The sequence below is a fragment of the Paenibacillus sp. S28 genome (assembly GCF_016624415.1).
GTDB lineage: Bacteria > Bacillota > Bacilli > Paenibacillales > Paenibacillaceae > Paenibacillus_AQ > Paenibacillus_AQ favisporus.
In genome coordinates, this window is the sequence record NZ_JACVTM010000003.1 from 370,380 (window position 1) to 384,516 (window position 14,137).

Sequence of the window (14,137 nt, forward strand, 5' to 3'; positions counted from 1 at the left end):
GTTATCGAAGAGAATGGTAGATAATAACCCTTTTTGTTGGTGATTTAGTACAATTCTCAAAATAATTGGAGTTTGATTTACGTTGTGGAATGGAGTGGGAATAGTCCTGTGGGTACTATTTTGTGTTATATTACATTACATATCTTAAAATCGGGACTTTAGTTAGGGGAAACGGAATATATACGAAGGAGTTTGTCATTTATCATGGGAGGTTACTTTCCGGATTAGGCCTTCAGAACATTTTTCAATGGGGGCTTGTTCCTTGCGGTCATACGGCAAGAAAAAAAGACGGCCGCAGAGTCACTTGTGTGACCCTGCGGCTGTCCCTTTCCCGCGCATCGGCGGCAGTTTAGCGGTACTGCGGCGTGTTGCTGCGCTTGTACAGCTTCAGCCGCACCCAGACCATATTCAGCAGCAGCAGGCTGCCGGAAATGATGAACAGTCCTTCGATGCCGATAAATCCCGACAGGAATCCGCCGACGAGCGCGCCCAGCATATTGCCGAGTGCGAGCGTGCTTGTGTTGAAGCCGAAAGCCCGGCTTTCCATGCCTCCAGGCGTGTAGGAGCGGATGAGGGCATTGACGCTTGGCAGCAGGCCGCCCATAAAGATGCCCATCAGGAAGCGGACGACGATCAGCTGCCATACACTCTGCACGAACGCCTGCGGGATCAGGCACAGTCCTGCGCCGATCAGGGCGTAGGTCAGAATGCGGTGGGCGCCGACCTTGTCGCTGAAGCGCCCGAGGATCGGGGAGGTGATCATATTCGACAATCCCGTCACGGCGCTGACCACACCTGCCCAGAAGGCGATGTCAACCGAGGAGCGGTGCAGCTTCTCCACGTACAGCGGCAGGAGCGACATGGGGCTCATCATCGCAAACTGCAGCAGAAACGTTACCGCGAACAGCGCTGGAAGCTGCGGGATACGGGCCAGCTCCTTGAAGCCTTCAAGCACCGACACCTGCGGCGCATGGGCGGCTTTTTCCCGGTTGAAGTTTTCCTTGACCAGGAACAGCGCCAGCAGGGAAGCGGCGAAGATGAGCATGCCGATAATGTAAAAGATCGGGCGGAAGCCGATCAGGTCGGCCAAGCCGCCGCCGATCAGCGGTCCGAGAATCGTTCCGGCCACCGAGCCTGACTGCATGATCCCCATTGCAAAGCCCATCCGTTCCTTCGGGGTCGTGCTCGACACGAGGGAGATGGATGCCGGGTTGAAGCCGGAGATCGTGCCGTTCAGCAGGCGCAGCAGCAGCAGCTCCCACGGATTCCGGGCAAAACCCATCAGCACGATGACGATGGCCATTCCGAAGCCGGAGCGCAGCAGCATGATTTTCCGGCCGTACCGGTCCGACAGCTTGCCCCATAATGGCTGAAAAATAAATGAGGTCATGAAGTTGGCCGCAAAAATAAAGCCCGCCCAGAGGCCGATTTCATGCTCGCCCTGTACCCCCAGATCTTTAGCCAGATACAGGGACAGGAACGGCGTGATCATCGTCATCCCGGAGTTGACCAGAAATTGGCCGAACCAAAGCACAATGAGGTTGACCTTCCACGGTTTCAATGTGCTTTCACTTCCTTTCTAAGCTGACTGAAATGAATGATTGAAAAAACACAGTTTTACCAGTATAGCACATTTTCTAAATGTCTTATGTTAAAGATGTCATACGATTGTCATCAGATGTCAGGGTGCGGCGGTTGTTACTTACTTTTAAAAAGGGCATAATAGAAAGCAGAGAATTTTATAGATATGGAGGCCTGTTCGTGACCTATAACGATACGTTGATCCGCGCCAGCTACAAGCAGGAAGTCAGCCATGTTCCTGTTTGGTATATGAGACAGGCGGGTCGCTATGATCCGGAATACCGCAAGATCAAAGAGAAATATTCGCTCCTGGAAATTTGCCGCCAGCCCGAGCTCGCTGCCGAAATAACGATGATGCCCGTGCGCAAGCTTGGCGTGGACGCGGCCATTCTGTATTCGGATATCATGAATCCGGTCGCATCCCTGGGAGTCGATTTTGATATCGTGAAAAATGTCGGGCCTGTGATCGACAATCCGATCCGGACCGCGGCCGATGTGGAGCACCTGCGTCCGATCGACATAGACAAGGATCTCAGCCACATCATGGAGACGATCCGCATCCTGGACAAAGAGCTGGACGTTCCGCTGATTACATTTGCCGGAGCTCCGTTTACGATTGCCAGCTATCTGATCGAAGGGCGTCCTTCGAAAAGCTATATTCTCACCAAGACGATGATGTACAGCCAGCCCGAGGTTTGGCATCAGCTGATGAACAAACTGGGTGACATGGTCATAACCTATGTGCGAGCACATATCAAGAACGGCGGCAAGGCGTTCCAGCTGTTTGACAGCTGGGTGGGGGCGCTGGCGCCGCAGGATTTCGAGAAATTCGTACTACCTACCATTACCCGTATCTTTGCCGAACTTTCAGATTTACATGTACCGAAAATCTATTTCCCTGGCGTCAGCTCAGGCGAGCTGCTGCCGACGCTGAAGGACTTGCAGGCGAACGTGATCGGGCTCGACTGGAGAGTATCGATTGCCGAGGGACGAAAGCGGACCGGCGGGAAATTCGCTGTTCAGGGCAACCTGGACCCTTATGTGCTGACCGCGCCGATGGACGTCATCAAGCGGTACGCCAAAGAGATTATCGATCAAGGCGTTCAGGAGCCGGGGTATATTTTCAACCTGGGCCACGGCTTGTTCCCCGAAGCTTCGCTGGATAAGCTGAAGGAATTGACGGAATATATTCATGAATATTCGGCAACCCTTCTCCGCTAGGAGACCGTTTCTTCATGGAAGAACCGATATATAAAGAAGAGGTGAGCGATTCGTGAAAAATAAAGTAGGCGTACTGGTGATGTCCTATGGCACACCGGAGAGCATGGAAGGCATTGAGGCGTATTACACGCATATCCGCAGAGGGCACGCCCCTTCGCCGGAGCAGCTCAAAGAGCTGGCCGACCGTTATGAGGCGATCGTGGGCGGCGTATTCCCGCTTCGTGAGAACACGAACCGGCAGGTGGCGAGCCTGCAGGAGACCCTGAACCGGGACAGCCGCCATCCCGACGTGGAATTCGTCTGCTATCAAGGCTTGAAGCATGCTTCCCCGTTCATCGAGGACGGCGTGGAGGCGATGGCCAAAGACGGCATCAGCAAAGCGGTCGGGATCGTACTGGCGCCGCACTACTCGACTATGAGCGTCGGAAGCTATATGAAGCGGGCCAAAGCGAAAGCTGATGAGGTCGGGGTTGAGATGACCTTTGTGCAGAGCTACCATATGCATCCGCAGCTGATCGAGGCTTTTACCCGCCGTGTAAACGAAAAGCTGGCTTTGTTCGAGGAAGCCGGTGCGGACCGCAGCAAAGTGCGCGTCCTTTTCAGTGCACACAGCCTGCCTGAGAAAATTTTGGAGCTGGGTGATCCGTATCCGGAGCAGCTTCTGGAAACATCCCGCGCGGTGGCGGAAAAGGCCGATATCACTTCCTGGCAGTTTGCCTGGCAGAGTGCGGGCCGTACCGCCGAGCCATGGCTCGGACCGGACATTCTGGACACACTCCGCAACTTGAGCAAGGAGGAAGTCGAGGACGTGCTGGTCGCTCCGATTGGTTTCGTGTCCGACCATCTCGAAGTGCTGTACGATCTGGACATCGAAGCCCAGCAGGTAGTGAAGGAGCTGGATCTGCGTCTGATGCGCATCGATTCTCTGAACAGCGATCCGCTCTATATGCAGACGCTGTCCGACGCGGTGATCGGACAGTGGGAAATGGCCCAGGCGGAGTAAAACTCTCGAATACGACTGCATCTCTATATATGTTGATGAACCCCCGTGTCACGGACCGGGGGTTCTATTTGTTCCCGGGAACCTGATATAATGGAGTGGGCTTTCAGGGGAGGGCCGCAGTATTTTAGAAAAAATCGTAATGAGGGGTGAATCATGTACCCGCCAAGATCACAGAAACACCAGGCTGGAAAAAAAGCCAGGCGAAAAAGGCAGGGGCGGAAGTGGGGATACGTGAATCTCTGCCTGCTTGCCGTCATTGCACTACTTATTGGATATTATTTGTTGACGCAAAAGGCACATACGGGCGGCTCTGCGCAGGAGTCCCACAAGCCTGTACAGCAGACCGCAGAGCAGCCGCCTGTTGACCCGAAAGGAACGGTGCCGGGAAGCGGAGAAGTGGCGGGAGATTCCGGCCAGGAGACATCTTCGGAACAAGCGGCTGAGGAGGCTGAGGACCCGCCTCCGCTGGATCAAGCAGGAACTCCACCGGATCAAGCAGGAACTCCGCCGGATCAGGAGGCTGCCGGCGTGCAGCAGGACCAGCCTGCTGGAAGCGGGAAGGAGCAGGCCGCGCAAGAAGGAAAGCAGGAGACGGGAAAGGATCCCGATTCCGGCAAAGCCAAGCCGCAGCAGGATCAAATCCCGGAGAAAACAGCTTCCGGGGGGACGTCGGATGCGCCATCCGGCCAAACGATTCGCATTCATTTTGTGGGCGACATGATTTTTTCGGGCAAAGTGGAAACGCTGCTTGAAAGCAAGGGCTATTCATACCCCTTTACATATTTGGGGGATCTGTTCAAGAAGGACGACCTGACGCTGGGAAATCTGGAGACACCGGTCACCACCCGCGGCGTCGGAGCCAAAAACAAAACGTTTGTATTTAAATCATCCCCTAAGGCGCTCGATGCGCTGCGAGCCGCAGGCATGGACGCCGTCACGCTCGCCAACAACCACATTCTCGACCAGGGGGAGGAAGGGCTGCTGGATACGATCACTCACCTGGGTGCCAGCGGCATTAAGTATGTCGGTGCAGGGAAAAACGCAGCCCGTGCCTACGCGCCGGAATATTTCTCTATCAAAGGCATGAAGGTGGCGCTGGTCGGTGCCAGCCGCGTGTACCCGGAATCAAGCTGGGCCGCGGGTACCAATAAACCCGGTGTGGCCAGTGCTTACGGGCAGGCTCCCGAGGTGCTGAAATCCATTGCCGAAGCCCGCAACAACGCCGATCTGGTCATCGTCATGGCGCACTGGGGTATCGAGCGGCAGAGCACGCCGGATGCCAACCAGAAGGCGCTGGCCCACGCCTTTATTGATGCGGGAGCCGATTTGATCATCGGAGCGCATCCGCATGTGCTGCAGGGGCTGGAGCAGTACAAGGGTAAATGGATTGCTTACAGCACAGGCAATTTCATTTTCACCAAATCAACCGTTCCGGCGACATGGAAGACCGCGGTATTCGAGGCTTCATGCGGTCCGAAGGGCGGATGCGGCATGAAGCTGATCCCGTACAAGACGGAGCTGGGACAACCGGTTCCGATGAACGCCGAAGAAGGAAAGAAGCTGCTGCAGGAAATGCAGCAGCTGTCCATCGGGGGTGTTCGGGTATCCGGCGACGGGACCGTAACGGCCGGCTCGGCACGTTGACCATAACTTAGGAGAGCGGGGGAGAGGGAATGAACAACCTGTGTGTGGCCCATCGGGGATTTTCCGGCAAGGCGCCGGAAAACACGATGGCGGCTTTTCGGATGGCGATGGCGGAGCCTTACGTCCAGTGGATGGAAATCGACACGCAGCTGACCGCCGACGGCATTCCCGTCGTCATTCACGATTTCAGCCTGGACCGGACGACCAACGGCAGCGGCAAGGTCAAGGCCCATACGTGGCAGCAGCTGCAGCGGCTGGACGCTGGGAGCTGGAAAGGGCGCGATTTTCAAGGAGAGCGCATTCCCTCGCTGGACGAAGTGCTACGCCTAAGCTGCGGCAGGGTCCGTTTGAACATCGAGCTGAAAACATCCGGCAATATGTATCCGGGACTGGAGCAGGCGGTGCTCGAACGCGTATCGCGCTATCATATGGAGCAGGACGTGGTGATCACTTCGTTTGATACCGGTGCGCTGCAGCGGGTCAAGGAGATCAACCCGGCGTTCAAGACGGGCTTGATCCTCGATGGCAGGCCCAAGGATCTGCCATCGCGCCTCAAGGCGCTGCAGTGCTCGTTCCTGTCGATCGGTCACCCTAATCTCGATACGGGCCTCGCGTCGCTGCTGATCTCCGAAGGCATTACGGTGATGGCCTGGACGATCGATGACGCCAGAGGCATGAAAAGGATCGCAGCAATGTCGCCCGAAATATTGATCTGTACCAACCGGCCGGACGTTTGGCGGAAAACCTTTCCCGGCTGAATCCCACCGGAAACGGCAATGCTCGAACTCCGCAACCATTGTCGCCTTGCTCGATGCAACACCCAATCCATCTTAGCAAAGGATGATCGAGATGATTCGTAACGTTTACTGTGTTGGCCGAAATTACAAACTGCATGCCGCCGAGCTCGGCAACGAGGTTCCGACCGAGCCGATGATCTTTATGAAGCCGTCCCATGCGGTCGTTCCGCTTGAGGACGCCGTGCTCGCCCTCCCGAAGGATCAGGGGGAGGTTCATTACGAAGGCGAAATCGTCATCCGCATCGCGCGTGATTATGAGCCTGGAGCCGTGGTGGATGATCTGGTGGACCAAATGGCGCTTGGCATCGATTTTACGCTGAGGGACGTGCAGTCGGTCATCAAGAAGAAGGGCCACCCGTGGACAGCGGCCAAAGGGTTTAAAAATTCCGCTCCCATTACGGGCTTCATTCCTTTTCCGGGAACCGGCAGCGTGACGGAGAAGGATTTTACCGTCTTGAAAAATAATGAGGAAGTGCAGCGCGGCAATGCGCGGGATATGATTTTCTCCCTTCAGGAAATCGTGGATTATATCGGCGCGCGTTACGGACTGGGCGAAGGCGACGTGATTTTTACCGGTACGCCGGCTGGCGTCGGCCCGGCATCCGAAGGCGATACGTTCGCTCTTGGCTGGGGCGAAGAGCAGCTTGGAAGCTGCCGCATCGGCTAAACCGCCATGATGTGGATCATCGGGGCGCTGTGCGCGCTCGTTGTTGCCGGGGCTGCGTACTGGAAGCGGTCGCTCACCATATCGGGAGCGATCTGCGCCTTCGTTATGGGAACGATTTATTTCGGAGCGGGGAATCTGCTGTGGTTCGGCACCCTGCTCGTCTTTTTTGTCAGCTCCTCGGCGCTGTCGAAGGTAAAGGCAAGCCGGAAGGCTGAGCTGGAAAAATCATACGCCAAAACAGGCAACCGGGACGCCGGACAAGTGCTGGCCAACGGGGGCGCCGGCATGCTGCTGTGCGTGCTGAATGCCTTCTGGCCGCATGAGGGCTGGGTGTTCGCCTTCATCGGCGTCATGGCGGCCGTAACGGCCGATACCTGGGCTACGGAGCTCGGCAGCCTCAGCCGCAAGCCGCCCCGTTCGGTCCTGAACGGGCGCGTGCTCCCTCCCGGTACGTCGGGAGGGGTGTCGCTGCTCGGCAGCACCGCCGCCGCGGGAGGAGGAGCGCTGATCGGCCTCTTCGCTTGGCTGTTTGAACAGCTGTCGGGGAAGGGCTCCGATTCGCTGGCCCTGGCCCTGGTGCTGGGGATTGTAGGCGGATTGGCCGGAGCTTTCGCCGATTCCATCCTCGGCGCATCCGTGCAGATCATGTACCAGTGCCCGGTGTGCGGCAAAGAGGTCGAGGTCATGACGCACTGCGGAAGCCCGACCCGCCGTATGGGCGGATGGCGGTTCATGAACAACGACGCCGTCAATATCGTCTCTTCCTTCATCGGAGGGGGAGCAGCCCTCGCGGCCGCGCTGCTGCTTTTTTCATGATTTTCGGGAGTTTAAGGGCTTAAAGCGTTTAAGGCAGCCCCGCTCTCCTTTTACCCCGCGTCTGGGGTAAGCGCAGTTCATCCTGGACAACCCGCTCTCAACATCTGACAGAAGCACAGCATACATGCCGCCCAGCCATTGGGCGGTTTTTGTGTTAATATATAAGGAAGCAGAAAATCGCTGGATGAGTAGGGGAAATAGCTATGAACATAATGACAGTTGAACATATCTCCAAAAGCTACGGAGAGAAGGTATTGTTTGAGGACGCGTCCTTCGGGATGGCGGATCAGGATAAAATCGGGATCATCGGCGTCAACGGCACCGGCAAATCCACCTTTTTGCGGGTCATCGCCGGACTTGAGCCTCCGGACGAAGGCCAGATTTCCATCGGCAACAGTGTACGGGTCCGCTATCTGGCGCAAAATCCCGATTTTGACCCGGGCATGACGGTGCTTCAGCAGGTGTTCCAAGGCCAGGACCCGCAGATGAAGATCGTCCGTGACTATACGGAGACGATGGAACGGGTCGAGCTGAATCCTTCGGACGAATCGCTGCAGCAGAAGCTTCTTAAGCTAAATCAGGAAATGGACGCCCTTCAGGCGTGGCAGCTAGAGAGCGAAGCCAAGACCATCCTGTCCAAGCTGGGCATTTCAAGCTTCGATGCCCTAATGGGGACGCTGTCCGGCGGCCAGCGGAAGCGTGTCGCGCTGGCGTCCGCCTTGATCCAGCCGTGCGAGCTGCTCATTCTGGACGAGCCGACCAACCATATTGACAACGACTCGGTCGCCTGGCTGGAGCAGTACCTCCAGAAGCGCCGCGGCGCGCTGCTGATGATTACGCACGACCGGTATTTCCTGGACCGTGTTGCGAATGTCATGCTGGAGCTGGACCAGGGCAGGCTGTACCGCTATGAGGCCAATTACTCGGCCTTTCTGGAGCTGAAGGCCCAGCGGGAAGAGCGGGAGGCGGCTTCCGAACAGAAGCGCCAGAACCTGCTGCGGACGGAGCTGGCCTGGATCCGGCGCGGGGCCAAAGCGAGATCGACGAAGCAGAAAGCTCGCATCGAACGCTTTGAGGCGCTGAAGGATCAGAAGGGGCCGCAGCGTGCCGGGAATGTGGACATGGCTGCGCTTTCGACCCGGCTCGGCCGGAAAATCCTCGAGATCGAGCATTTGGCCAAAAAGGCCGGTGACCGGACGCTGATCCGCGATCTGAGCTATATTGCCGTTCCCAGCGACCGCGTCGGCATCGTCGGCCCGAACGGGAGCGGCAAATCGACGCTGCTGAACCTGATTGCCGGGCAACTGGAGCCCGATAAGGGCGAAATCGTGGTCGGACCGACGGTCAAGCTGGGATACTTTACCCAGGAGCATCAGGAGATGGACGGCAATATGCGGGTGATCGAGTACATCAAGGAAGGAGCGGAAGTGATCCGGACCGATGACGGCAGCCAGATCACCGCTTCCCAAATGCTCGAACGATTTTTGTTCCCGCCGGCTATGCAGTGGACGCCGATCTCCAAGCTGTCCGGCGGAGAGAAGCGCCGCCTGTATTTGCTGCGGGTGCTGATGTCGGCCCCGAACGTCCTTCTGCTCGACGAGCCGACGAACGATCTCGACATTCAAACGCTGTCCGTGCTGGAAGATTATTTGGACGATTTTCCGGGCGTAGTCTTCGTGGTATCCCATGACCGCTTCTTTCTTGACCGCACCGTAGAGAAGATTATGGCTTTCGAAGGCGAAGGGGCAATTCGCGTCCATGTGGGGGCTTACACGGAATATGCGGAATGGATGAGCAAGAATGCGCCATCTGCCGCAGGCGGCTCCCCTGCGGACGATCCGAAGAATGCCGGCGCCTCCCAGGAGGCGGCCCAGTCTTCGGCTCAGGCGAAAGAAGCACCGCGGGAAAAGCTGAAATTCAGCTATAAAGAGCAGCGCGAATACGAGCAGATCGACGGCCTGATTGAAGCTTGTGAGCAGAAGCTGGAGGGTATACAGAAGGATATGGAAGCCGCGTTCAGCGATTCGGCGAGACTGCAGGAGCTGCTGCAGGCGCAGCAGGAAGCCGAGCAGGAGCTGGAGCATTTGATGGACCGCTGGACGTATCTGAACGAGCTGGCGGAGAAAATTGAGCAGAGCAAGGCTTAGATTAAAGCGGCTCAAGGAGCTGAAGGGTAGTACATGAGGGCGTTCCCATAAAAGTTTATGGGAACGCCCTTTTTCTGTGCATTTTCAGCAAATGACATTTTTCCGGGCAAAGAACGGATTGACAACTTGGATTACATGTGTAATATTGGATGCATATGATGATTACAAATGTGATCACAAGAAAGGAGAATATACCGGTGAAACAACTTCCCGTCATTTCCGAGGCCGAATGGGAGGTCATGAAAGTGCTGTGGGCCGGCTCGCCGCTGACGGCGGGCGAGGTCATTGACGTTCTGGCCGGCCGCATGGACTGGAGCCCGAAAACGGTCAGAACGCTGCTGAACCGTCTCGTCGCGAAGGAAGCCGCTTCATTCGATCCGGACAGCCGTCCATACCGATACTTCCCGCTTGTCTCGGAGGAAGAATGCCAGCGGGCGGAGACGAAGAGCTTTTTACAGCGTATTTACAGCGGATCCTTCAAGCCGCTGCTCGTGAATTTTCTCAAGGAGGAGAAGCTGTCACAGGAGGAGATCGCCGAGCTGCGCAAACTGCTGGATGAGACGAGCAGACCGGAAGGGAGGGGATAAGCATGCCGGGAAACCTGAACCCCCTGCTGAACGATTTGTTTGACTGGATGATCCATACGACGCTGCTGGCCGGTATGATGGTGGTCCTCATTTTGCTGATGAAGCGGGTGTTCGGCAGATGGCTGAAACCCGAGTGGCATTACGCCTTGTGGCTGCTGTTAATTCTCCGATTGATCATCCCGGCCGGGCCTGAAAGTTCATTCAGCATGGGGAACCTTTTTTCCATGGCAGGTCAGGGAAACGCCTTGTTTGGGCAGCAGGCGCCGGACCCCCCTTCCTCCGGCCAAGCACAGCCACCGGTGAAGGTGGAGGACGAGGCGGATTTATTCCCTGGCGAACTTACGGGGGGCCATGAATCCGGAACTCTAGCTCTGGAGCAAAAGGATAGCGGGTTATCCGTCCGTTCGATCCTGATGACGGTCTGGCTGACCGGGGCGGCGCTCCTGCTGATCCGGCTTGCCATCGCGAATACCCGTTACGCACGGCTGCTCGGCAGGCATTCCCAAGCGGCAGACCCGGGAATGGTTCAAATGCTTGAAGAGGCTAAAGCCAGCATGGGCGTGAGGCGAAGCATCGGGCTGAAGATATCGCCCTCCGTTTCCTCGCCCACGCTGTTTGGGGTGCTGCGTCCGCGGATGATCATGCCGCCGGGCATTGCGGAGCTTGACGAGGCGCAGCAAAAGCATATTTTTTTGCACGAATTGGCGCATGCGAAAAGATGGGATATTTTGCTGAATTGGGTTGCGCAGATCCTCCTCGCCTTTCATTGGTATAATCCGCTGCTGTGGTACGGGTTCTACCGGATGCGGGAGGATCAGGAGCTGTCCGCCGATGCGCTGGCATTGAGACGGATGGATCCGAACCAAATCGCCCAGTATGGGCATACGATTCTGACGCTTTTGGAACAATACCGGACGGATGCCTATGTTCCGGGGACCGCAAGACTATCTGCTTCACGCAGGCAGCTGAGAAGGAGGATACTCATGATTAAAACATTTAAACCGGCTTCTATCCGCTGGACGGTGATCGGTTTGGTGCTTGTGCTCGCCTTGGGCGGATGTGCCCTGACCGACGGAAAATCCACACAGGATCAGGGGTCTCCGCCGGCCGGAAGTACCAATACGGATTCAGGCACGACCCCCTCGGATGACGGGAAAGGATCGAATGGGCAGACCCAAAACGGGGATGGACAGAACGAGCCGGGCGGCCAGACGGATTCCGGATCTGACAATGCCGGCAATGGCGCAGGCACAGGCTCCACTACAGGTGACAGCACCGGTACTGCGGGTGGCGGCTCAGGCACATCCGGGACCGGCAGTGCAACAAGCGGACACCAGCAGCAGATCAAGGATATCGCCACTTTAGCCAAGAAGGGCAGAGTAAAGGGCGCTGACTTTGTATCCGGCAAAACAACGATTGAGGACGTGCATGCCGCCTGGGGTGAGCCAGACCGGCCATGGCAGCCGACCGACCGTTACGCCTATGATTCCTACTCGCCGGGAGCGGGCCGGGGAAGCTACGCTTTTGGCATCGGGCAGGGCGAAGTGGTGTACGACATCCGTTATTTCGGATCGGGTACGGATAAGAGCACCGATCTAAGCAAAATCAGCTTCCAGGAAATCGAGAATACCTTAGGCAAACCAAACTCCGTCAAGACAAGCGGATCGGATGATGTGCTTACCTATAAAGAGGGCGATTACGAGCTGAAATTTGTCGGGCCGCATGCCACCAAGCGCTTGGATCACATTTCGGTCTATTCGCCGAAAGCGGCCCGCTCCACCATGGGCGGCGATGCGACTGCGCAATCCGGCGCAAGCGAAAACGCCGCTTCGGTACGGGCCGGGGCGCAGGCCCCTCGTGAGACGGCACCAATCTCCAAGCAAGCAGGGGCCAATGCTCAAGTTGCTGCTGTCCCGGCTGAGAGAGCAGGAAACGCTTCGGCGCCCACCGAGCAGGCAGCACCCGGCAATAGTCCGGTCGCGGAATCCGGCCCCGTGCAGGCAGTCGTACCTTCCGGCGGCGGACGCTGATACAGGCGTGAGCCTGGCGAGCGAATCGAGATTTCACATTAGTGAACGAAATCATTGTATAAACGCTGCTGATATCGTGATTCAGCACATACAGAAACAAACCGGCTGTCCGAGATGGACAGCCGGTTTGGCTTTGACGGGCGTGAGCCCGGCATATGGCTTATGAAATTGGTTGGGGCGTTACCCGCGGATATAAGCTGCAAGCAGCTTGACCGTATTCAGCACCGCCTGCTTATGGGTGCGCTCCATCGCGTGGGAAGCGTGAACGCCCGGCCCGATCAGCGCGGCGCGAATGTTATTCCCGCCGGACAGGGCGGCGGAAGCGTCCGAGCCGTAGTGCGGATATACGTCCACGGCGTAAGGAATGCCTTCGGCTTTGGCCAGCTCGATCAGCCGGCTTGTCATCTCATAGTCGTACGGACCGGAAGAATCCTTCGCACAGATCGAGACGTCGGTCTCCTTGCAGCTGAGGTCGTCGCCGATGCAGCCCATGTCCACGGCGATCATCTCATCGATGTCCGAAGGAATATAGGCGGTGCCATGTCCAACTTCTTCATAGTTGGAGATCAGCAGCTTGACATTGGTGGACGGTTTCCAGTTTTCCCGTTTCATCGACTCCAGCAGGCCGAACAGCGCCGCGACGCTGGCTTTGTCATCGATATGACGGGACTTGATATAACCGCTGTCCGTAATCGTCGCTCTCGCATCGAAGGAGACAAAGTCGCCGACCCCGATGCCCAGCTTCAGCACGTCTTCCTTGGATTCCACCAGCTCGTCGATGCGGACCTCCATATGGTCCTCCTGGCGTTTGAAATCGCGTGCGTCGCTGTAGACATGCACCGACGGATGGGTGCTGAGGATCGTGCCGGTATAGGTTTTGCCGCTGCGCGTATGGATGACGCAGTATTCGTTCTCGATGCTGTGCATCATGAAGCCGCCGACGGACGTCAGCCGCAGCGTGCCTGAAGGCTTGACCGCTCTGACCATCGCCCCGAGGGTATCCACGTGGGCGCTCAGTGCGACCGTGCGGGAAGTATTCTCGCCCTGCACCTCCAGAATCGCCCCGCCTTTATGATTCCGGGTCAGCGGAATGCCCAGGCTGGCAGCTTCCTCCTCGATGAATTTCATAATGTGTCCCGTAAATCCTGTAGGGCTCGGCGTGTCGAGCAGCTTTTTCAAAAAGGTTAAAACGTATTGTTCATTGGGTTGTATCGACATGTTCACGGTTCTCCTCCGTTAGAATTGCATTCCTCATTTACGACGGCTTCAAGCCGCCGGCGTCTTCGTCAGAGCCCGCCTTGTTAGCAGCAGGATCCGGGAAGGTATACCCCGTTTCGGCCTGGACCTGAGCCAGTTGGGCCGACAGATGTTTGACTGTTTTCTGAAGTTTGTACTGCCTGAAAATTCCGTAGGATCCGACGATGATCCCGCCGATCAGCGTACATCCGAGAATGAGCAGAATCAGCGGAATGTTCACCTCGGCAAACATAAAGTTGACCTTCACGGGATCGACGTTGATCACGGCAAAAATCGCGGTGAGCAGCGCAAACAGAAGCCCGAATATGAGTGACCACTGCATTTTCACTTTTTGAAAACACCCTCTCCGGCAGACAGTAGAAAAATCCCCCGCCCCCGCGGGCAAGG

The 14,137-nt window shown here is 56.8% G+C and carries 12 protein-coding genes; 9 read left to right on the forward strand and 3 right to left on the reverse strand.

Going from position 1 to position 14,137, the window contains the following annotated elements; genetic code table 11:
- Window positions 1-349 precede the first annotated feature (349 nt).
- Complete coding sequence (locus IAE55_RS10320; RefSeq protein ID WP_105441588.1) at window positions 350-1,561, reverse strand: MFS transporter; 1,212 nt, start codon at window positions 1,559-1,561, stop codon at window positions 350-352.
- Window positions 1,562-1,761: 200 nt separating this feature from the next.
- Between IAE55_RS10320 and hemE the strand changes: the two genes are divergently transcribed.
- From hemE to IAE55_RS10365, 9 genes are all read left to right on the forward strand, one after another.
- Window positions 1,762-2,802, forward strand: coding sequence for a uroporphyrinogen decarboxylase (gene hemE / locus IAE55_RS10325; RefSeq protein ID WP_145947144.1), 1,041 nt, complete (start codon window positions 1,762-1,764; stop codon window positions 2,800-2,802).
- Window positions 2,803-2,854: 52 nt separating this feature from the next.
- On the forward strand, window positions 2,855-3,805 hold the full coding sequence (gene hemH / locus IAE55_RS10330) for a ferrochelatase (RefSeq protein WP_200631983.1): 951 nt from the start codon (window positions 2,855-2,857) through the stop codon (window positions 3,803-3,805).
- Window positions 3,806-3,958: 153 nt separating this feature from the next.
- Window positions 3,959-5,449 carry a CapA family protein gene (locus IAE55_RS10335; RefSeq protein ID WP_186327387.1) on the forward strand — a complete coding sequence of 497 codons (1,491 nt, stop codon included), beginning with the start codon at window positions 3,959-3,961 and terminating at the stop codon, window positions 5,447-5,449.
- A 29-nt stretch (window positions 5,450-5,478) separates the two neighbouring features.
- Complete coding sequence (locus IAE55_RS10340) at window positions 5,479-6,207, forward strand: glycerophosphodiester phosphodiesterase (RefSeq protein WP_145159819.1); 729 nt, start codon at window positions 5,479-5,481, stop codon at window positions 6,205-6,207.
- Between the two features lie 82 nt (window positions 6,208-6,289).
- The gene (locus tag IAE55_RS10345) at window positions 6,290-6,913 is read left to right on the forward strand and encodes a fumarylacetoacetate hydrolase family protein (protein ID WP_105441584.1); all 624 of its coding nucleotides are present in this window, start codon (window positions 6,290-6,292) and stop codon (window positions 6,911-6,913) included.
- A gap of 6 nt (window positions 6,914-6,919) precedes the next feature.
- Window positions 6,920-7,729 (forward strand): DUF92 domain-containing protein, encoded by an 810-nt coding sequence (locus tag IAE55_RS10350; RefSeq protein ID WP_145159817.1) that lies wholly within the window; start codon window positions 6,920-6,922, stop codon window positions 7,727-7,729.
- A 203-nt stretch (window positions 7,730-7,932) separates the two neighbouring features.
- Window positions 7,933-9,876, forward strand: a complete 1,944-nt coding sequence (locus IAE55_RS10355; RefSeq protein WP_145159815.1) for an ABC-F family ATP-binding cassette domain-containing protein — start codon at window positions 7,933-7,935, stop codon at window positions 9,874-9,876.
- 158 nt (window positions 9,877-10,034) lie between these two features.
- Window positions 10,035-10,463 (forward strand): BlaI/MecI/CopY family transcriptional regulator, encoded by a 429-nt coding sequence (locus tag IAE55_RS10360; protein ID WP_438822522.1) that lies wholly within the window; start codon window positions 10,035-10,037, stop codon window positions 10,461-10,463.
- A gap of 2 nt (window positions 10,464-10,465) precedes the next feature.
- Entirely contained in the window at window positions 10,466-12,493 is a 2,028-nt protein-coding gene (locus IAE55_RS10365) for a M56 family metallopeptidase (protein WP_145159811.1), read from the forward strand.
- Between the two features lie 180 nt (window positions 12,494-12,673).
- On the opposite strand, the gene IAE55_RS10370 is transcribed toward IAE55_RS10365, so the two are convergent.
- On the reverse strand, window positions 12,674-13,711 hold the full coding sequence (locus IAE55_RS10370) for a M42 family metallopeptidase (RefSeq protein ID WP_076170250.1): 1,038 nt from the start codon (window positions 13,709-13,711) through the stop codon (window positions 12,674-12,676).
- Window positions 13,712-13,748: 37 nt separating this feature from the next.
- Window positions 13,749-14,078, reverse strand: a complete 330-nt coding sequence (locus IAE55_RS10375) for a LapA family protein (RefSeq protein WP_105441579.1) — start codon at window positions 14,076-14,078, stop codon at window positions 13,749-13,751.
- Between the last annotated feature and the right edge of the window lie 59 nt (window positions 14,079-14,137).